Annotated in this window: 20 protein-coding genes and 1 riboswitch; of the genes, 9 read left to right on the forward strand and 11 right to left on the reverse strand. The window is 66.7% G+C overall.

Annotated features, from left to right (window positions below; genetic code table 11):
- Together ACYQ1Z_RS00590 and ACYQ1Z_RS00595 are read right to left on the reverse strand one after the other, a co-directional pair.
- Positions 1–932 (reverse strand): lytic transglycosylase domain-containing protein (locus tag ACYQ1Z_RS00590; RefSeq protein ID WP_459790405.1); only part of this gene is annotated, 932 nt, incomplete at its 3' end.
- A 111-nt stretch (positions 933–1,043) separates the two neighbouring features.
- Positions 1,044–1,316 (reverse strand): dienelactone hydrolase family protein, encoded by a 273-nt coding sequence (locus ACYQ1Z_RS00595; RefSeq protein WP_459790406.1) that lies wholly within the window; start codon positions 1,314–1,316, stop codon positions 1,044–1,046.
- Between the two features lie 238 nt (positions 1,317–1,554).
- Positions 1,555–1,721: riboswitch (cyclic di-AMP (ydaO/yuaA leader) on the forward strand.
- A 3-nt stretch (positions 1,722–1,724) separates the two neighbouring features.
- Between ACYQ1Z_RS00595 and ACYQ1Z_RS00600 the strand changes: the two genes are divergently transcribed.
- Positions 1,725–2,561: a LysM peptidoglycan-binding domain-containing protein gene (locus ACYQ1Z_RS00600; RefSeq protein WP_459790407.1), complete on the forward strand. Its 837-nt coding sequence runs from the start codon at positions 1,725–1,727 to the stop codon at positions 2,559–2,561.
- A 118-nt stretch (positions 2,562–2,679) separates the two neighbouring features.
- On the opposite strand, the gene ACYQ1Z_RS00605 is transcribed toward ACYQ1Z_RS00600, so the two are convergent.
- The 6 genes from ACYQ1Z_RS00605 to ACYQ1Z_RS00630 form a co-directional block, all read right to left on the reverse strand.
- Positions 2,680–4,155 carry a protein adenylyltransferase SelO gene (locus ACYQ1Z_RS00605; protein ID WP_459790408.1) on the reverse strand — a complete coding sequence of 492 codons (1,476 nt, stop codon included), beginning with the start codon at positions 4,153–4,155 and terminating at the stop codon, positions 2,680–2,682.
- Entirely contained in the window at positions 4,152–5,594 is a 1,443-nt protein-coding gene (locus ACYQ1Z_RS00610; protein ID WP_459790410.1) for an APC family permease, read from the reverse strand. Before ACYQ1Z_RS00610 ends, ACYQ1Z_RS00605 begins: the two co-directional genes overlap by 4 nt.
- The gene (locus tag ACYQ1Z_RS00615) at positions 5,591–6,529 is read right to left on the reverse strand and encodes a ribonuclease Z (RefSeq protein ID WP_459790411.1); all 939 of its coding nucleotides are present in this window, start codon (positions 6,527–6,529) and stop codon (positions 5,591–5,593) included. The genes ACYQ1Z_RS00610 and ACYQ1Z_RS00615 overlap by 4 nt, the downstream gene beginning before the upstream one ends.
- A gap of 66 nt (positions 6,530–6,595) precedes the next feature.
- On the reverse strand, positions 6,596–6,787 hold the full coding sequence (locus tag ACYQ1Z_RS00620; protein WP_459790412.1) for a hypothetical protein: 192 nt from the start codon (positions 6,785–6,787) through the stop codon (positions 6,596–6,598).
- A 91-nt stretch (positions 6,788–6,878) separates the two neighbouring features.
- The gene (locus ACYQ1Z_RS00625; protein ID WP_459790413.1) at positions 6,879–7,310 is read right to left on the reverse strand and encodes a hypothetical protein; all 432 of its coding nucleotides are present in this window, start codon (positions 7,308–7,310) and stop codon (positions 6,879–6,881) included.
- 176 nt (positions 7,311–7,486) lie between these two features.
- On the reverse strand, positions 7,487–7,699 hold the full coding sequence (locus ACYQ1Z_RS00630) for a hypothetical protein (protein ID WP_459790414.1): 213 nt from the start codon (positions 7,697–7,699) through the stop codon (positions 7,487–7,489).
- Between the two features lie 120 nt (positions 7,700–7,819).
- Here ACYQ1Z_RS00630 and ACYQ1Z_RS00635 point away from each other — a divergent pair, with 120 nt between their 5' ends.
- The 3 genes from ACYQ1Z_RS00635 to ACYQ1Z_RS00645 are packed head-to-tail and all read left to right on the forward strand — an operon-like array spanning position 7,820 to position 9,448.
- A complete protein-coding gene (locus ACYQ1Z_RS00635; protein ID WP_459790415.1) occupies positions 7,820–8,338 on the forward strand; it encodes a hypothetical protein in 519 nt (172 codons plus the stop codon).
- Positions 8,335–8,526: a hypothetical protein gene (locus tag ACYQ1Z_RS00640; protein WP_459790416.1), complete on the forward strand. Its 192-nt coding sequence runs from the start codon at positions 8,335–8,337 to the stop codon at positions 8,524–8,526. Before ACYQ1Z_RS00635 ends, ACYQ1Z_RS00640 begins: the two co-directional genes overlap by 4 nt.
- Positions 8,527–8,575: 49 nt before the next feature.
- Entirely contained in the window at positions 8,576–9,448 is an 873-nt protein-coding gene (locus ACYQ1Z_RS00645; protein ID WP_459790417.1) for an HNH endonuclease, read from the forward strand.
- 14 nt (positions 9,449–9,462) lie between these two features.
- On the opposite strand, the gene ACYQ1Z_RS00650 is transcribed toward ACYQ1Z_RS00645, so the two are convergent.
- Positions 9,463–10,692 (reverse strand): hypothetical protein, encoded by a 1,230-nt coding sequence (locus ACYQ1Z_RS00650; RefSeq protein ID WP_459790418.1) that lies wholly within the window; start codon positions 10,690–10,692, stop codon positions 9,463–9,465.
- Positions 10,693–10,943: 251 nt separating this feature from the next.
- Here ACYQ1Z_RS00650 and ACYQ1Z_RS00655 point away from each other — a divergent pair, with 251 nt between their 5' ends.
- From ACYQ1Z_RS00655 to ACYQ1Z_RS00670, 4 genes are all read left to right on the forward strand, one after another.
- Positions 10,944–12,815 carry a vWA domain-containing protein gene (locus tag ACYQ1Z_RS00655; protein ID WP_459790419.1) on the forward strand — a complete coding sequence of 624 codons (1,872 nt, stop codon included), beginning with the start codon at positions 10,944–10,946 and terminating at the stop codon, positions 12,813–12,815.
- A gap of 52 nt (positions 12,816–12,867) precedes the next feature.
- The gene (locus ACYQ1Z_RS00660) at positions 12,868–14,472 is read left to right on the forward strand and encodes a phospholipase D family protein (protein WP_459790420.1); all 1,605 of its coding nucleotides are present in this window, start codon (positions 12,868–12,870) and stop codon (positions 14,470–14,472) included.
- Positions 14,473–14,587: 115 nt separating this feature from the next.
- Positions 14,588–14,764 carry a CsbD family protein gene (locus ACYQ1Z_RS00665; protein WP_159823645.1) on the forward strand — a complete coding sequence of 59 codons (177 nt, stop codon included), beginning with the start codon at positions 14,588–14,590 and terminating at the stop codon, positions 14,762–14,764.
- Between the two features lie 163 nt (positions 14,765–14,927).
- Positions 14,928–15,167 (forward strand): hypothetical protein, encoded by a 240-nt coding sequence (locus ACYQ1Z_RS00670; RefSeq protein ID WP_459790421.1) that lies wholly within the window; start codon positions 14,928–14,930, stop codon positions 15,165–15,167.
- 42 nt (positions 15,168–15,209) lie between these two features.
- On the opposite strand, the gene ACYQ1Z_RS00675 is transcribed toward ACYQ1Z_RS00670, so the two are convergent.
- Entirely contained in the window at positions 15,210–16,070 is an 861-nt protein-coding gene (locus ACYQ1Z_RS00675) for a hypothetical protein (RefSeq protein ID WP_459790422.1), read from the reverse strand.
- Positions 16,070–17,821, reverse strand: a complete 1,752-nt coding sequence (locus tag ACYQ1Z_RS00680; RefSeq protein ID WP_459790423.1) for an NAD(P)/FAD-dependent oxidoreductase — start codon at positions 17,819–17,821, stop codon at positions 16,070–16,072. Before ACYQ1Z_RS00680 ends, ACYQ1Z_RS00675 begins: the two co-directional genes overlap by 1 nt.
- Positions 17,822–17,971: 150 nt before the next feature.
- Between ACYQ1Z_RS00680 and ACYQ1Z_RS00685 the strand changes: the two genes are divergently transcribed.
- Positions 17,972–18,334, forward strand: a complete 363-nt coding sequence (locus ACYQ1Z_RS00685; RefSeq protein ID WP_459790424.1) for a UBP-type zinc finger domain-containing protein — start codon at positions 17,972–17,974, stop codon at positions 18,332–18,334.
- Positions 18,335–18,360: the final 26 nt, after the last annotated feature.

Consider the following 18,360-nt stretch of genomic DNA (forward strand, 5'->3'; position numbering starts at 1 on the left):
GGTGCGGCCGGAACGGCCGGCGCAGGGTTGGCAGGGAGGGGATCGGCCGGGGCAGGACCGCCGGGAGCGGGGTTTGCCGGGGCGGGCCTGCCGGGTGCGGCAGGTTTGGGGGCGGCCGCAGCGGCAGCGGCCTGGCGGCGGGCCTGCTCCTCGGCCGCGGCGCGTTTGGCTGCCTGCGCTGCCTCGTAGGCGGCGAGCGCCGCCTGGCCCTGCCGGTACTCCTGTTCCACGGCCGCCGTCGTCCCCTTGAGCGACGCAAGCTGCGCTGTGAGCACTTCGTTGCGCCGCTGCTCTTCTCCGATCTGGCGCACCAGGGCCGACTGCGCAGACCGGGCGGCATCGAGTTTCGCCCTCGACTCCCCCGCCAGCCGCTCCCGTTCGGCTGCCGCGGCCTTTTGCTGCTCCGCCAGGGACAGGCTGGCGTTGCCGGCGGCCCTCGCTTTGCTGACGAGGTCCGCCGTCTTTTCCCCGACAATCTGCACAACGTTGAGGCCGTCAATACTGTTGTTTTCCAGGGCATCCAGGGCCACGAAAAATCCGATGGTGGTCCCGCCGGTTTTGTAGGACTGCGCGGCAAGGTTGCCGATTGCCTTCTGGTGGCGTGCCAGCTCGGCTTCGGCCGCCGCTGCCTGGGCGGACAGGTCGTCCACCCGGGCGGAGGCGGACTGCAGGGCGGCATCGGCTGCGGCATACTCCGCGGCGGAGGCCACCGCGGCCGCGCCCACGGACTCGGACTCGGCCTGGAGGCCCGCCAGGAGCCCGGTTATCCTGTCGATTTCCGCCGCCGTGCCCGCTTCCGATTCCTGCGCTTTCCGGACCTCGTCCCAGGACGGGTAGCCCTCCGGCGGCGCCTCGCCGGCGGAGGCCGGCAGCAGCGCGGCGGAGCATGCAAGGGCACAGGCCAGCAAGGCCCCCAGCAGCGGGGACGTCATCGTTCTACCGGACAGGCGCATAGTTCCGAAGCCTACCGGGTTCAACGCCGGGTTGAGGGTTGGCGGCCTGACATCGTTATGCAGCGGAGACTGGGACCCCTGGATACCGCCCTAGACGTGTTCGGCGAACCAGGCGAGGGTGTCGTTCCACGCGGCCGTGGCCTGTGCTTCGTTGTAGCGATCGCCCGTGTCGTTGTGGAAGGCGTGGTCACCCCCGGGTACACGGTGAGCCGGTGCACCACGCCGGACTTCTCCAGGGCATCCTCCAGGGCGGGCATAGCTATCCGCCGGCCATCCACAAAGTCCTGCCCGGCAAGGTGATCGAAGGCGGCGGCGAAATCGGCCACGCGCCGGTGGGCACCGGCGCGGGTGGGGCAAGATCATGGAGCGAACGGGCAGTCAATTTATTGTTTTGTGACATAAATAACAGCACTCTTCGGCGTGGCACTATCTTCCGTGGTCAGATGCGGGTGCTACAAAAATCCACGCGATTGCTTAATCCGAGAGCGGCGACTCGCATGTTACCTAAACGTGACAATTGGAGGGGGCCGGGTTAGGGTCTTAAACGTGTCCCTCCCAGACGGGACATTCCCCTCAGCATGCCGAGCCCTGCCGCTGAACCGGGACTTCATCGCTTTCCTGTTGGCAGGGACGGGGGAACCAAGTTTCCGCGGCTTCATCGAAGCCTTGGGGTTAAGTCGAAGAGCGCCTCCAACCGGGGCCGCTTTCGGCCGGGTATCTCCAACCCGAACCCGACAGCTCACCCCGCAGGCATGGGAGAGGCGATCAACTGTGTCAAAGAATTTTCCTACCGCCCGTCACCGCGCGACTCCGGCCCGCTCAATCGCGCTCCAGGGCTTGGCTGTTTCCGCAAAGTCCCAGGCCCTGACGCTCGGCCGTCCGGTGCTCGCAGTTGCCGCTGCATCCGGCATTGCGTTCGGCATCGGGGCTCCGGCCCACGCAGGGGTGAGCGGCCCGGACACCACCGAAACCACTAACGTCCAGGCTTACTCCGCACCTGCCGCGGCAGTTGCCGCCCCGGCACCTGCTGCAGCCAACGTCTACACCGTGGTTTCCGGCGACACGCTCGGCGCCATTTCCACTGCGCACGGCGTCAGCCTGAACGACGTCCTGGCAGCAAACGGCCTGGACATCTCGGCCATCATTTACCCGGGCGACCAGATCACCATCCCGGCCGCAGGCTACGCAGCACCCGCTGCCGCTCCGGTCCAGGCAGCGTCCGCACCGGTGAACACCGGCGTGACCGTGTCCTACGCCTCAGCGACCCCGGCCCCCGCCCCTGCTCCTGCTGCAACCGGCACGGGCACCGGCGCCGCGATCCTGGCTTCGGCTTACAGCCAGCTGGGCGTCCAGCAGGACTGCACCGCCATGGTCGAGAAGGCCCTGCGCTCCGTCGGCAAGTCCGTTGGCGACCTCGCCCCGACCCAGTTCTACCAGTACGGCACCGTGGTGGGCACCCCCGCACCGGGTGACCTGGTGATCACCGCAGGCCACGTGGGCGTTTACGCCGGCGACGGCCAGGTTGTCAGCGGCGGCGTGGACGGCTACAAGACCGAGGTCCACTCCATCAGCTGGCTCGGCGGCGCTTCCTTCGTCCGCGTAGCGTAGTTCCTGGGCAGCCTGGCGGAAGCAAAGCAGCCAGGCAGTACAGCAAGGGCGGCAGCCGGTTCACTCCGGCTGCCGCCCTTGCCCGCTTAACCGGGCAGCAGGGGTAGACGGCGCTTGGCTAGGTTCCGCAGAACGTCATGTAGTTCCCGAAGTCCTCCGGCGCCCCCTCCGTGTAGAGCTCCAGGCCCGGCCGCTCATCGTAGGGCGCCGTCACCGCCTCCAGCAGCCGGGTTAGGGGACCCAGCTCTCCGTCGGTGGCGGCGGCGAGCGCTTCTTCTACCAGGTGGTTCCGGGGGATGTAGACGGGGTTGACCCGGTCCATCCGGTCGGCGTCCGGGGACAGGGACTTCCAGCGCCCGTGCCACGCGTCGAAGGCGGCCAGGTCCAGGACCATGCCGCGGACCGGGCGGACGTCGCCCAGGGCGGCCTTGCCCAGGTTCCGGAAGAACAGGGTGTAGTCCACAGGTCCGTCCTTGAGGAGCGCCACGGCCCCATCCACCAGTTCCGAGGCCGTGTCTGCTTCCGGCGTTCCCGGCCGGACGCCGGCCAGGCCCAGCTTGGCCTTCATGCCGCCGAACCAGGCGTCGCTGTACTGGCGCCGGAATGCCCCCAGGGCCTCCACGGCCGGGGCAACAGCCTGTTCCTGGTCCTCGTTGATCAGCGGGAGGATGGCTTCGGCGAGCCGTGCAAGGTTCCATTCGGCGATGACCGGCTGGTTCGCGTAGGCGTACCGTCCGCCGACGTCGATTGAACTGTAGACGGCGCCGGGGTTGAACGCGTCCATAAAGGCGCAGGGGCCGTAGTCGATGGTTTCCCCGGAAATGGTCATGTTGTCTGTGTTCATCACGCCATGCACGAAGCCCACCAGCATCCACTGCGCCACCAGCGAGGCCTGCGCGGTCACAACGGACGAGAACAGGGCCAGGTACGGGTTCTCCGCAGCGGCGGCGGCCGGGTGGTGCCGGCTGATGGCGTGGTCCGCGAGCCTGCGCAGAAGGTCGATGTTGTCGGTGGCCCGCGCGTACTGGAAGCTGCCCACGCGCAGGTGGCTGCTGGCTACCCGGGCAAGGACGGCACCGGGCAGCATGGTGTCGCGGCGGACCAGGCGGCCCGTTCCCACAACGGCCAGGGAGCGGGTGGTGGGGATGCCCAGTGCGTGCATCGCCTCGCTGACGAGGTACTCCCGCAGCATGGGTCCGACGACGGCGCGCCCGTCGCCTGCCCGTGCGAAGGGGGTCCGGCCGGATCCTTTAAGGTGAAGGTCATGCACGTTGCCGCGGGGGTCCGTGAGTTCGCCGAGCAGAAGCGCCCGCCCGTCCCCGAGCAGGGGCGAGTATCCGCCAAACTGGTGGCCCGCGTACGCCTGGGCTACCGGCGTCGCGCCTTCCGGCACGTGGTTGCCGGCCAGGAGCCGGATACCCTCCGCGCTGCGCAGGTAGCCGGAATCCAGTCCCAGCTCCGCCGCCAGCGGCTCGTTGAAGACAAGGAGCTGCGGCTCCGGGGCCTCCTCTGCCTGCCAGGGCACAGCCATTTCCGCCAGTTCCCGCGCGAAGCGCCCGTCGACCGTGATTGTGGATTCTGCAGATGCAGTCATGGATTAACCCTATCGCCGTGATTCGTTCGCCGGTTGATCAGCCAGGTGACCAGCCACAGGACTACGCCGATGGCCATCAGTCCGCCGGCAATCTGGTACTGGATGACGTTGCGCCCCACCCAGGGCCCGGCAAGGAACGCGCACAGGATGGCGGCCACCAGGGGAAGGGGCCCGGGCGAGGTGAAAAACACCTTGCGGTGCGGGTCCCGCTTTCGGCGCAGCACCAGGCAGGCAACGTTCACAACGGTGAAGACACACAGCAGCAGAAACGCCGTGGTACCGGAAAGGTTGGCCACTATGTTGCTCTTCGGGTCACTGGTGACATAGAGGATGAGTCCCAGCGCCAGGATGGTTGAGAAGGCGATGCCGGCCCATGGTGTGCGGCGGTGCGGCAGGACCTTGCCCAGTGGGCGCGGCAGGACGTGCTGGCGCGCCATCCCATAGATCAGCCGGCTCGCCATCAGCATGTTGATCAACGCGGTGTTGGCCACGGCGAACACCGCAAGGAAGGGGAACACCCGGTCGATCGGGAAGTCCGGTGACCCCTTATGCACCACTTCGAGCAGGGCCGCGCCTTCCGCTTCCCGGATCCCTTCCAGTTCGGTGGGCGACAGGACGCTGACCACGGATACCGCCACCAGCATGTAGAGCAGGACCGCGATGCCGAGACCGGTCAGCATGGTCCGGGGAAAGATTTTTTCGGGATTGCGGGTTTCCTCCACCATGTTTACGGAGTCCTCGAAGCCAACCATGGCGAAAAAGGCGATTGACGTGGCAGCGGTGACCGCAAGGAAGAGGCCCTTGTCCTGGTAGTCGTTGAAGACGAAGATTTCGCCGGGGTTGCCGGTGCCCTGGGCCATCACAAAGAAGCCCACGCCAATCACGATGCACAGCGCCACCATCTCCACCAGGGTGAGCACCACATTAAACTTAACGCTCTCCCCCACTCCCCGGAGGTTGATGGCCGCAAGCAGGAGCATAAATGCGAGGGCCACTGCGGTGACGACGCCCTGCCCGGGGTCCGCCATGATGCCGTTTACTTCCAGGCCGCCGAAAAAGTTCTGGGCCAGGACGTTCGCGGAAGTGGAAGCGCTGGTGATGCCGGAGCAGACCACCGCGAACGCGACCAGGAAGGTGATGAAGTGGATGCCGAAGGCCTTGTGTGTGTACAGCGCTGCGCCGGCGGCCTGCGGGTACTGGGTCACCAGTTCCAGGTAGGAGAAGGCGGTCAGGGTTGCCACCACGAACGCCAGCAGGAAGGGAAGCCACACGATGCCGCCCACGGTTCCGGCCATGGTTCCGGTGACGGCGTAAACGCCGGCGCCCAGGATGTCGCCGACGATGAAGAGGAGCAGGAGCTTGGGCCCCAGAACCCGCTTCAGGGCGGGTTCATGGTTCCCGGGAGTTACATCGTGGACTTCCTCCGACGTAGCGCTCATCTTGGGCCTCCTTGCCCGGCTGGATGGATTGCGGGAGTGTCGTGTCCGGTGTGGCGCCGCGGTGGAAACGGGATGGTCTGCAGGTCCCGGGCGGCGGTGACAGCAGTATCGGGTGCCCGGGCCGCCGCTTGGGCCTCAAGCATGCCGGCGTCGTCCCCGTACCGGGACGAGAAGTGGGTGAGCACCAGGTTCCGCGCGCCGGCGCCTGCCGCCAGCTCCCCCGCCTGCCCGGCGGTGAGGTGGCGGTACTGCCGCGCCAGCCCGGCGTCGTCATCGCTGAAGGTGGATTCCGCGACCACGAGGTCGGCACCGTCCGCCAAGTCCTCGGCGCCCAGGCAGGGCGCGGTGTCCATGATGAACGCGAAGCGCTGTCCGGGGCGGGGGATGCTCACGTCGTCGAGTACGACGCCGGCAAGGGTGCCTTCGCGCTGCAGCCGGCCGACGTCGGGGCCGGCGATGCCCGCTGCCGCCAGGCGTTCGGGCAACATGGTCCGCCCGTCCGGTTCCGTGAGCCGGTAGCCGCAGGTTTCGATGCGGTGTCTAAGATCCCGGACCTCCAGGCCATCAGCGATTGTGTCGCCACCCGAGTGCGGGTGCAGTCGGAGGTCGATTCCGGGCGAACTGATGGAGACGAGGGCGCGCACCACGTCCTCTCCGGAAGCCGGATAGTGCAGGTGAACGGGGTGGGCCACGCCGTCCAGGGCCATCCGGGACAGGACGCCGGGAAGGCCGAAGCAATGGTCGCCGTGCACGTGGGTGAGGCAGATCCTGGTGATCTGCGCGGCCGACACACCAGCGTGGATCATTTGACGCTGGGTCCCTTCACCAGGGTCGAAGAGCAGGCCCTGGCCTTCCCAGCGCAGGAAATACCCATTGTGGTTCCTGGTGCGGGTCGGGACCTGGGATGCGGTGCCGAGGATGACAAGTTCACGCATGGGATCGGAAGACCAAAAAGCAGGTTCCGGATTTCTCCGGGACCTGCTTCCTGGCCGGGCCGAGGCTCAGTGCCGCCTGAGCATGCCCATGATTTTGTGTGCCATGCCGCTGGTCCGGCCATGCATGGCGCCGGTGGTGTGCGGCGTCCGGCCTGTGGTGTTCAGCCGGTAGTTCCGGCCCGTGCCGGTGGTGCCCGCGGTGCCTGTCCTGCCGGCGATCCGTCCGGCGGCATTCCTGATCATGCTTCCAAGGTTCATGCGAAACTCCTAAGTCCTGATCGGACACTGATGTTCATCAGTGTGCTTATTAGTTTAGCGGGGATCGGATCTGGGGCCAGTGGCTGCCCGGTCAGCGTTCCAGATCCTCGGGATCGAATTCGCTCAGCGGGGAGCCGCCGAAGTTCTCCGCATCGTCACTGCCCTCGGCTTCGGGACCCGTAGGGTTTTCGCCGAAGTCGACGTCGGCCACAGCCTCACCAAGGGTGGGCGTAGCCGCCGGCATCTCATTGCCCGCTCCATCACTTGTGGCCTTCATCTCGTCACGGAGGGTCTGGTCGCTCAGGAAGTCCTCCTCCTCTCCGGACACGGCCTCTTCCTGGAGCAGCGGGTCCTCCTGCCAGCGGTCAGGATTGTTCTCCGCGGCGCCGGGGTAGCTGTCCGGCACGCCGGCCGTGACAGGGTCCAGTTCCAGGGACGCGGCAGCGCCGGGGGTTTCATCCAGGAGCACGTCGTTTTCGTCGACGACTTCAAGCTCGTCGTCCGGAAGGTTCTGCTCGGTCATGGTGGTCCCTTCTCTCGGTCGGCTACGCAGACAATAGTAAGCATACTGATGAATGCGCCCCGAGTGAACCGGTGAGGTAACGTCCGGCCACGCGCTCCCGGGGCCTCCGCTATCACCCGCACCCGCTTTTCCATGTCCTGGGCACTTTCGTATTGTTCCCAGGCGGATGCCACCCATCAGTGCAGGAGCCACGAGCTGTCCTGCGGCGGATCGTGCTTGCGGCGGAGCTTGCGCACCAGCACGACGACGGGCCAGGCCAGCAGTTGCAGCAGGCCAGCTGCCAGCAGGAGGCCGACGACGAGGACAAGGACGGGTGAGTACAACAGGAATACGCCGATGCCGGCTGCTACGTAACCGCCGGCCAGCGCAAGAAATGTCCCGGAGTCCATGGAACTTCCCTGAAGGTGAACGCCGGGCGCTGGCCCGGGCTGCGGTGGCCGCCTGCTTCCTAACGGTGAGCCCAGCGTACTCTTCCCGCCCGGGCCCCGGAAGGAGCATAAGCTGTTCGTGTGGCACCGTCTCCCTCTCCCGGCCCCCTGGAGGTCATCGTCAATTCGGGGCCGGCCGACTGGTGGGTGATCCTCGCCGGGCTGGGTCCGCTGGCTGTCCTCATCGCCGCCCTCCTGGCGTTCTACATCAACTGGCGCACCCTCAAGCAGCGGACAGCGGCTGACAAGACCGCGCTGGAGCAGAAACGCGAAGCGGACGCCCAAGCCCTCATGCAAAAAACCGAAGCTGACAGCCGGGCGGAATGGTGGCGCCGCACGCAGTGGGCCCTTGACCGGGCGCTGGACGGGGACGAAGGTACCAAAGCCCTGGGGCTGGCCACACTGGAGGTCCTGGCCCGCAGCGAACTGGCCCGCGACGAGGAACTGGAGTTGTTCGACATCGCCTGGAAGAGCGTTGCCGGCGACGATAACGGGGACGAAGGCGACGCCGACGACGGCCCGGCCTTCGTGGACGCCGCTGCGAACTTGGGCGAGAATGGGATAACAGATGAAGGCAACACGAAGGAGGCTGGACTGTGAGCGCATCGGCTGAGCACCGCTTCGTCCACACTCCGCGCAGCACCCAGGCCAAGCCAGCCAGGAAAAAGACCACCCCCGCGGAACACCGCGTCCAGGTCGCCGCGGCCCGCCTGCGCGTCACGCTTGATGAGCGGCTGGGCCGGGAAACCCCAGCCAAGACCAAAGCGCTCGCCAAAGAGCCCATCTGACCGCCGCCGTGGCTGTCGCGCCTGCAGTACCGAACGGTCCGGGTGGTGTGTGGGTGCTGTAATACTCGGATGGGATATCCGCCGCTGGGACTTCTGGGACTACCGCGCCGCCGTCGAACGCGTGGCTTTATCCGGCCGGATGCTGCAGCCGTGGGAGGTCGGGCCCGGTACGGACATCCTCCCGGAGACTGAAGTATGGCTGGTCCTCCATGGCGCCAGCGAGGCGGCTGCCGGCCTGGCCGGACACGGCATGGTGATGTCCGGCCCATGCAACATTCCCCCGGGCCGGGACCGCGGGCCTGAGGGTACTTTCATCACGGTGGCGTTTAACGCCCTGGTTCCGCTGGGTGAGCAGATCCGCCCGGCTGTCCTCCGCGAAGCCGTGCCCGCCATCCAGTGGGAGCCGGGTGCAGCCGGAGCCATCGCGGCCGTTCCGGAATCAGCCGAACCCGGACTGAGGCGGCTGTGGCAGGACCAGGGCCCGGTCCGTTACAGGTCATCGTGGCTGCTCCCGGGAACCTACCCGCCGGAGGATATCACCAGTGCCGTTGTGAACCGTTACGAGCACGACCCCGACGCGCGCAGGCTCTGCCTGGCCTTCCACGGAACTTCCTGCTCAGCATGCGGCTTCTCCTTCGAGGAATCCTTTGGCCGGGCCGGGCCGGACGCCATCGACGTTCACCACGTCGTGCCGCCGGCGCTGCTCGGACCCGGCTACGAGCTGGATGCAGTTGCCGACCTTGTTCCGCTCTGCCCCAACTGCCACACCATGGCGCACCAGGGCAGGGGCACGCCGCGCTCGGTTTCGGAGCTGCGGGACATCCTGTCCGCCTCCGGGCATTTGCGGGGCCAAGTGGTCAGCCGGCAGGTCCTGGATGCCGAGGAGGAAGCGCGCAGGATGCTCGGAGGCGGCCACGGCTGAGGCCGCCCCGGGGCCTAGCTTGCCGGCACGGCGGCATCCTCGTCGTCGACGGCTCCCAGGAGGTCCATTTCCGCGAGCCGCGCAGGGTTCTCAACGGCCTCCGCAACGGAGCCGATCAGCGCCGGGGGTACGTGGAAGTGGGTGTCGATGGCCAGCAAACCAAGCTCCGCGATTTCCTTCAGCCGTTCCATGCCCACGGTGGTCAGCAGGGCCGCGGCGTCCTGCTCCTCGTCGGGAGCGTGCTCCGGAGCGGCCAGGACCCGCTCCACCAGTGGCGGTTCAAAAGTGGTCGCCGCCGTCAGGATTGAAACCTGCAGAGCCGCCAGGCTGGCTTCCCAGGGTTGCGCCGGGTCGAGCCGGAACACTGACTGGTCCAGGAAGCAGGCCGCAAACCTCCGGTACCGCGCCAGTTGCCCCGACGGCGTGCCGTCCAGGAAGCCCGGGGCGTCCTCCGCAGGAACCACCTTGGTCGACTTAATGTCGATCAGCCCGGCGGCCTGGAGTGCAGCCCACATGCGTGCCAGCAGGGGCACGTCATGCATGCTGCGGACCACGCGAAGGTCACTGGCGGCATCTGCCTGGCTGGTGCTGCCGGTGGCAGCCACGCCGACACATGCGGCGGCCGCTTCGATATCGCGCAGGCGGAGGGCGCCCGTGCCTGTGACGGGTTTTCCGTCACCGATCCACGAAAGCAGCGCGGAGGCCCGCTGGATCAGGGGCAGGCCCCGGAACGCTGCGAGCGCCTCGTCGTCGGAAATGTCCGGCACCTCGATCTGCGGTTGCCCGCCGGCAGTGGCGAGGCCTTCGAAATAGTCGTGGGCGCGGGCAAGATGCTCGTCGCTTCCCGTCCACCTGCCGGTTTCAGCGAGGAATTCGACGTAGCTGCGGATGGCGTCGACGATGTAGGCAGCGCGTTCCGATTCCGGAACTTCCGCGTTCTGCCCGGCCTCGGCGTCGGCCACGGCGCCGGAGACAGCGTCAGCCAGGGCTGCCGGATCAAGGCTTGTCACCTCCGCCGCGGCGGTGACGTCCAGGTAGCGGCTGAGGACCGGTTCGATCAGCTTCAGGTATTCCATTGCGGCGGCGGCTGCCCCCGGCATGCCGTCGTCGAACCACTGCACAAAAGCCGGCGCCAGGGAGTCCAGTGCCCGTGCGGCGCGGAATGAACTCAGGGAGACGGAGCTGGAGTTCGGCTTCCCTGCTCCGCCTTTCGCCGCGCGCCGTTTTTTGTTGTTCTTGCCCACCGTGCACCTGTCTGCTCGAAATTATTGCGGGTTCGACGCTACTGACTTCGGTGGCGGGATGCCACTTGCCGGCCCGGATTTGAGTCCGCACCCTCACATTCCGTGTTTCTGGGGGTTATCCTCAAAGGGCGTATCCGGTTGTTGGGGCATCAGGGCGGGGGGCTAGGCGCCCCGCGGTGTGCCTGCCGCGGGCCAGTTTCATAATTTGCATTCACACCGGGGTGACCCGGCGGATTTCAAAGGAAACGAGCATGGGCCGTCGACGGGCAGAAATAGCCCCAACCTATCCCCGCTGGGTCTGGGTCGCCGCAGCAGCCGCAGTTGCACTCCTCATCGTCGGTGGCGCGTTCGTGCTGCGGACGGTCGCCTTCCCCGACACTCCCCAGGCAGGCGGGACTCCTCCGGGCACTGGCGGCCCGCCGTCGTCGGAAGAATCCCTGCCGCAGGACAGCCCTGCCGCCGCGGCCGGAGCGTCCCCCTGCATCCCCCTCAACATCCTCACGTCGCTGGAAAACGCGGACATGGTGCGGGCACTGGCTGCCGAATACACTTCGAAACCCCGCAGCGTCGACGGAAAATGCGTGACGCCCGCGGTCACCCAGGAAAAGTCCGGCCTGGCGGCGGACAAGGTCGCCGCGCAGTTCCCCGCCCTGGGCGCCGGCGGTAAACCCGCCATCTGGCTGCCGGACTCGTCCGCATGGTTGCGCATTGCGGGCAGGGATGCCGGCAGCGGGGCCGTCCCCCAGCAGGGAACCAGCATCGCCCGGAGTGCGGTTGTTGTGGCGCTGCCGGAAACGATGGCTGCCGCGCTGGGTTGGGACGATAAGGCTCCGTCATGGTCCGAGGTCTTCACAACGGCCGGGGACCCGGACGTCTGGGAACGCCTCGGGCACGGCGACTGGGGCAAGTTCAAGTTCGGGAAGGCCAGTCCGCTTGTCTCGACGTCGGGCCTGATGGCCCTGGCCGCCTCCTACGGTGCCGCGGGCGGCAACGTAGGCGGCCTGGACGACATGGATTTGAACGACGCCGGGGTGGTGGACAAGGTGCGTGCCGGGGAACTGCGGACCAGCCACTACATGGCCACACCCGAGCACTTCCTCTGGCACGTCAGGGAGGCCGATAACGCCGGAAAGGTCTCCGAATTCCTGTCCGCCGTGATCGTGGACGAAAAATTCGTCTGGGACTACAACCGGGGAGTGGTGAGTGAGGACGGGATTACGAAGCATACAGGTTCGGCGCCCAGGGAACCGCTCAAGGCTGTCTACCCCAGCGACGGCGTGCCCGTGGCGGACAACCCGGCAGTCATCCTCAAGGGAGACTGGGTAGGAAACGAGCAGCGCCTGGCAGCCCGCGACTTCCTGGCGTTCGCGGTGACGGAGCAGGGACAGAGCGTCGTAAAAGCGTCAGGGTACCGGACCCTCCAGGGCCGGGTGGAGCCCGGGGTGGCGGAGACGGGACGGTACGCTGCCACGCTGCAGCCGCTTCCCCTGCCCCGGGCCGAAGTGCTGGCCGCCCTGCAGGAAAGCTTCCCGGAAGTCCGCAAGCGGGCCAGGGCCTTGTTCCTGCTGGATGTCTCGGAGTCCATGGCGCACGAGGAGCAGGGGGTCACCAAGCTGCAGCGGGCCAAGGACGCCATCGTTAAAGCCCTCGACCACTTTGTCGCTGGGGACGAGGTCGGGCTGGCGGCGTTCTCGCATGTTGAGGACGGCCCCCTGGAACCGGGCCTCGTCAGTCCGGTGGCCCCCTTTGAAACCGGCAGGGAGGACATCGTCACCAAGCTCAACGGACTCCAGACCCTGGACGCGACTCCGCTGTTCGAAGCGGTGGGCCGCTTCGCCGGGGACCAGGCCCGGGACTATAAGGACACGTACATCAACACCATCGTGCTTCTGAGTGATGGCAAGAACGATTCCACCCACCCCGGTGACCTCAACGGGCTGTCCGAACAGCTGAAGCGCCAGAACGGCACGACGCCGGTACTGGTCTTCACCCTGGCTTACGGGCCTGAGGCAGACGTCCCCACCCTGCTGGGGATAGCCAAGGCCAGCGGGGCGCATTACTATGACGCGACCGATGCCACCCGGCTCGAAGAGGTGCTGGGTGAACTGGTGACCAGTTTCTAGGCCGGCCGCCCGGGCAAAGCTGGGCAGCCCCGGAAACCGAGAGGAGCCCTACGTGGACAGCAGCCCTGAAACGTGGTTTCTGGGGGCCGACGAACGGGGAAATGCGGCCACGGAGGTGCATGCCGGTGCCGGATCACGGTCCTGGTCGGAGGGGAACCTGGTGCGGCCCCTTATACATGGGGCCACGTACTTCGCGCGGCTGCATGAGGAGCTGTCCGCGCTGCAGAAGGGCGACCGCGTCTGGTTCACGGACTGGCGCGGCGACGGCGACGAGCGGCTTACGCCGGACGGCCCGACCATCGGCGCGCTGCTGGAAAGGCTTGCACGCGAGGGTGTGGAAGTCCGGGGCCTGGTCTGGAGGTCCCACGGTGAGCGCGTGTCAGCGCCGATGAGCGGCCGGTCAAACCAGCATTTCAGCCGTGAGGTCAACGACGCCGGCGGCGAGGTACTGCTCGACCAACGGGTCCGCCTTTTCGGTTGCCATCACCAAAAACTCGTGGTCATCCGGCGGCGCGGGGACCCGTCCCGGGACGTCGCGTTCGTAGGCGGGATTGATCTGTCGCACAGCAGACGGGACGATGCCGTACATGCGGGAGACCCGCAAGCGGTCGAGATGGATCCGCGGTACGGGAAACGGCCTCCCTGGCACGATGCGGCCATTGAATTGCGCGGGCCGGTGGTGGCTGATGTGCTCGAGTTGTTCGCCGAACGGTGGAATGACCCCCACCCGTTGGACCACCGCACACCTTACGGGATGCTGCTGCACCGCCTGGCGAGGATGCCGAGGCATCCCCAACCGCTTCCGGAAACCGCGCCGCCGCCACCGCCTGCCGGTCCGCATGCCGTCCAGCTGCTGCGCACGTACGGGGTGCGCCGCCCGCCGTTTCCGTTTGCCCCCGAAGGTGAACGGAGCGTGGCCCGTGCCTATTCGAAGGCTTTCGCCCTGGCGCGCTCGCTGATCTACATCGAAGACCAGTACCTGTGGTCTTCCGAGGTGGCCGACGGAATTGCAGACGCCCTGGCGAAGAACCTGGAACTGCAGGTCATTGCTGTGGTGCCCCGGTATCCGGACGCGGACGGTGTGCTGTCCGGGCCGCCCAAGCGGGCGGCGCAGGTGCGTGCCATCAACATCATGCGCCGGGCTGCTCCTGGCAGGGTCGGTGTGTTCGATTTGGAGAACAAGGCCGGCACCCCTATCTACGTCCATGCCAAAATCTGCATTATCGATGACACCTGGTTCACCATCGGGTCGGATAACTTCAACCGCCGGTCGTGGACCACGGACAGCGAGCTGACATGTGCCGTCATCGACATGGCGACGTCCGGCAGCAGGCAGGCTGGCGCAGTCCCGGGCGCTCCCGAGCCCCTGGCCCGCGACCTCCGGCGGCAACTCTGGGCCGAGCACCTGGGCTTGGAGCCGGAGGATCCGCAGCTGGACGCCATAAAGGGCGGCCTGGGACTGTGGAACGCAACCGCCGATGCCCTGGACCAATGGCACCAGGAAGGCCGCTCATCCAACCGGCCCCGCGGCCACGTGCGCCGCCACCCTACGGAAAATGTGCGGCGCTTTCAGCGCCTCTGGGCGGACGCTGCCAACAGGCTTGTTGTCGATCCTGATGGCCGGCCCCGCGGCATGCGTGGGTCAAACAGGTTCTAAACAGCGAAGAACAGGCAGGCGGAGAACGGGCCCAAGGCTTGCCATCGGATTCCTAAGCATGCTTATGATGTAGGTGGCCGACTGAGTACGGCTGCCAACCAAGGGAGGAAACGCTATGGGACTGGGCGACAAGATTGAGAACGCGGCCGAGAAGGCCGGAGGCAAGGGCAAGGAAGCGGCCGGCGCCGCGACCGGCGACGAAAGCCTGCGGGCCGAAGGCCAGGCGGACCAGGCAAAGGGCGATCTGAAGCAGGCAGGCGAGAAGGTCAAGGACGCCTTCAAGAAGGACTGACCCTTTATAACAAAAGGCGCACCCGGCGAACGGGGTGCGCCTTTTGTTGTGTCGGGGCATTTGCGGTCATGAACGCGTAACGGCTTCTTCAACCCAATCACGTGTCGATAACCCTTGTGCGCGGGCTGTGTATCAGGACGCGTCCCGTTCCTACACTGGGCCAATGGAGACGATTACCGCGATGATCCTGGTTTTCGCTGCCGCCTTCGCCTGGATTGGCTTGACGGTTTATGTGCTCCTGCATTTGCGCCGCCGCCGCAACGGCTCCACCCTGGTGGCAACGGCCCCGGGCCATGACGGGCATGTCCGCGGTCGTCCACAGCTGCCCTGGCGCCACCACCATCCGGCAGCGAACCGGACCAGGGCACGCCGCAAGCTGCATCTACGGAAAGTGCGGGGCTAGGCGGGGTACGAACGCCCTGAGGCCGGGATCAGGGGACACCGCCTAACGGCGGATTCCCGGCGGACGTGAAATAGCGAGCGCCCACCCTCCGGCCAGCCCGATGGCGAGCAGCACGGTAACGAACCCTATCGACGGTCCGCTCGTCCAGGTCAAAGCGTCGCCATACCGCATCAGGGCAATAGCCTGCAGAATGACGAACGCAACGGAAGTCAGTGCCACCGGGCGAACGGAGCGGAGGTCGCCGCTCAACTGGCCCTGCCCGGCCGCCCACCCGAGACCGATCAGCCAGGCCCCGACTGCCCTTGCTGTCAGCTCGGACAGTTGCCACGGCCACCACACGGCCGCAAATAACGGTACAGCCAGGAGCGCCACGCCATACAGCACGAGAACCGCAGCGATTCCGCCAAGCAGCCACCGGAGCCCGGCGGGCAGCACCGGCCGCCGTTCCGCCGTCGGGGTGTTGCGGATAGCCGGCCGGGACCGCACCTGAACCCGGCTGATGACAACCATCGCCACCGGCACCACCGCATAGATTGCCAGCCACGCCCAGGCGGCAAATTGGGCCAGGGGCCCACTGCCTGGTGACAGGTGGAAGCGGTCGAGATGAAGCAGGGTGATTCCAAGGGTCAGCGACGTAAAGACGAACACGGGCCACACCGCCAGCCTCGCCGAATCCCACCTCGCAGAGCGGGCGCCCGTTACTTCAAGGCCCGCGCTGGCCCAGTAGGCCGCGCCAAGGAAAACGGCGGTCATGGGCGGGTTGACCGTCCAGGCGAACCATTCCGCTGTCCGGAGCGGAAACACAAACAGCACCAGTCCGGCAAGAAACACAAGGAACGCGGCGACATAGAGCAACCCCCGCATCGCCGGAATCACTGGTGCAGTGTCAGTTGAGGCGGACATCACCGGACAGTTCCTCGGGTTCCGGCACGTTCATCGCGGGTAGGGGGCGCGGCTGGCACTGGGTTCTCTGCAAGGTAGGTGTGCAGCATCGAGACCACGGTAGCGCCATCCCCCACCGCGGTGGCCACTCTTTTAATCGAGCCGGACCGCACGTCGCCGATTGCGAAAATTCCCGGCATGCTGGTTTCCAGCGGCAAGGGCTGCCTATCCGAATTTACGGAGTGGGCGTCGTTGGCATCCCTGCGGACACCCGTGCGCAGGAAACCGGCCGGATCGCGCTCGACGGCGTCAGGCAGCCAAGCGGTCCGCGGCACCGAACCGATCAGGACGAAAAGGCCACCCGCTTCGATGTACTCGCCCTGGTTCGCGTCGGCGGCTCCGGATGCTGCGACCTTGACTGCGGTAAGGAATCCGTCCTGGTTGCGGGCACCGACGATTATGGTGTTGTACCGGATTGCGACATTCCGTGTGGCCTGGAGTTGGGAAATGAGGTACTCCGACATGGTGGCCGACAGAGTGGGACCGCGCACCAGCAGCGTCACTTTCTTCGCATATTTTGCCAAGTGGAGGACAGCCTGCCCGGCCGAGTTGCCGCCGCCAACCACACAAACATTTTTGCCGGCCATCGAGGGCGCCTCGGAGACTGTGGCCCCGTAGAAGACTCCCCTGCCGACCAGGTCCTCGAGCTGGGGTATGCCGAGGCGGCGGTAGTCCACGCCCGTGGCCACCACCACCGTGCGGCAGCGCACGGTACTGCCATCGGAGATCGACACGGTATACAACGTTCCCTCGATGCCGACCCTGTCCGCCTTCCGCAGGAACAGGAAGTCCGTACCCAGGGTCCAGGCCTGGTGAAAAGACCGGAAGGCAAGGTGGGCGCCGCTGACGCCCCGGGAGAACCCCGGGTAGTTGCGGATCAACGAACTGGTGCCGGCCTGGCCTCCCACGGCCTCTCCCTCCACCACCAGGGTGGAGAGTCCCTCGGAGGAGGCATAGACGGCAGTTGCGAGACCGGAGGGGCCGGCCCCAACAACCACGACATCGAAGATCTTTTCAGCCGGCGGCGGCCGCGTCACCCCCATCGCCTGCGCAATCTCCAGGTCGCTGGGGTTCTCGAGAACTACCGGGGGACTTGTGAACTGCAGCACCAGGACCGGAAGTTCGGGGCTTTGCAGGCCCAGGTTCTCGAGGGTGCGCGTGGCCATGTCGGACCCGAAAGGGTGGAAGCCCACGGGGATGTGGTTCCGGCTCAGGGAGTCGCGCAATGTGTGTGTGCGTTCGTCCCCAACCTTTCCGATCAGCCGTACCGCCTCGAAGCCCACCCCCTGGGCCAGGTGCCAGTCGTCGAGCGCGTCGGTGATCGCCCCATGGAATTCTTCGTCGCGGGGCCGTTCGGGACGTATGATCAACAACTCGGCGTGTCCTTGGGCGATCGCGCGGAATACGGTGGGCGCGCTGGCGAAGTCGCCCCATGTCACCACCACCGCGCGCTTGGCCGCCGGGTGGAAGCCGTAGGCACGCCGCAGGAAATCGAGCCCGCCGCGGTCATCCGGTCCGTAGCACCCAAGGATGAGGGCAACGGGCCGGTTCCAGCGGCGCAGCCCCTCGAGTACCGCCCGCCCGTGGGCATGGCTGGCGCAGACAACCACCTCGTAGTCGGCGCCGTACCGTCGGCGCAGCTCATCGCCAAGGATTCGCCGGGAGGCTGGATCGGTGGTTGCAATCAGCATGATCGGGACCGAGTCATCCATGGCCGCCGTCTTTCCGGTTCAAGGGTTCGGTGGCGCTCACGTTACTCGCGCCGGGATGTCGGCGACAAGGGTTTTTGGCCCCCTGCCACTGCGTCAATCCAGTCATTCCAAGGACGCGGGGACTCTGCCAGAATAACTCCCGGAGGACCTATGGATGATCGTGCTGTTCCGGGAATCAGCCTCACCGCCACCCCCAGCGGAACGGGCTGCACTGAATGCCTCAGCGGTGAAGGCCCTGGATGGTGGCTGCACCTTCGCCGCTGCGCCCAGTGCGGCCACATCGGTTGCTGCGATTCGTCGCCGTCCCAGCATGCCAGTGCCCACGCGCGCACTGAAGGCCACCCCGTCATGAGGTCGTTTGAACCAGGTGAGAACTGGTTTTACCAGCTCACCACACAGAAGTTCTTCCGCGGCCCGCGGCTTCCGGATCCCCAGTCCCGGCCGCCGGAGCAGCCGTCACCAGCTCCGGCTGACAAGGTGCCGGCCGACTGGCGGGAGCACCTGCACCGGTAACCCTGGTCCGGAACGGCGCGGGCCGG

This window comes from Arthrobacter sp. AD-310, assembly GCF_054656615.1.

Bases quoted from the DNA above. Each gene is read 5' to 3' on its own strand.
- ACYQ1Z_RS00610 (WP_459790410.1), bottom strand. From the start codon at position 5,594: ATGAGCGCTACGTCGGAGGAAGTCCACGATGTAACTCCCGGGAACCAT.
- ACYQ1Z_RS00625 (WP_459790413.1), bottom strand. From the start codon at position 7,310: ATGACCGAGCAGAACCTTCCGGACGACGAGCTTGAAGTCGTCGACGAA.
- ACYQ1Z_RS00685 (WP_459790424.1), top strand. From the start codon at position 17,972: ATGGATGATCGTGCTGTTCCGGGAATCAGCCTCACCGCCACCCCCAGC.
- ACYQ1Z_RS00620 (WP_459790412.1), bottom strand. From the start codon at position 6,787: ATGAACCTTGGAAGCATGATCAGGAATGCCGCCGGACGGATCGCCGGC.
- ACYQ1Z_RS00595 (WP_459790406.1), bottom strand. From the start codon at position 1,316: ATGATCTTGCCCCACCCGCGCCGGTGCCCACCGGCGCGTGGCCGATTT.
- ACYQ1Z_RS00665 (WP_159823645.1), top strand. From the start codon at position 14,588: ATGGGACTGGGCGACAAGATTGAGAACGCGGCCGAGAAGGCCGGAGGC.
- ACYQ1Z_RS00680 (WP_459790423.1), bottom strand. From the start codon at position 17,821: ATGGATGACTCGGTCCCGATCATGCTGATTGCAACCACCGATCCAGCC.
- ACYQ1Z_RS00675 (WP_459790422.1), bottom strand. From the start codon at position 16,070: ATGTCCGCCTCAACTGACACTGCACCAGTGATTCCGGCGATGCGGGGG.
- ACYQ1Z_RS00655 (WP_459790419.1), top strand. From the start codon at position 10,944: ATGGGCCGTCGACGGGCAGAAATAGCCCCAACCTATCCCCGCTGGGTC.
- ACYQ1Z_RS00615 (WP_459790411.1), bottom strand. From the start codon at position 6,529: ATGCGTGAACTTGTCATCCTCGGCACCGCATCCCAGGTCCCGACCCGC.
- ACYQ1Z_RS00670 (WP_459790421.1), top strand. From the start codon at position 14,928: ATGGAGACGATTACCGCGATGATCCTGGTTTTCGCTGCCGCCTTCGCC.
- ACYQ1Z_RS00630 (WP_459790414.1), bottom strand. From the start codon at position 7,699: ATGGACTCCGGGACATTTCTTGCGCTGGCCGGCGGTTACGTAGCAGCC.
- ACYQ1Z_RS00605 (WP_459790408.1), bottom strand. From the start codon at position 4,155: ATGACTGCATCTGCAGAATCCACAATCACGGTCGACGGGCGCTTCGCG.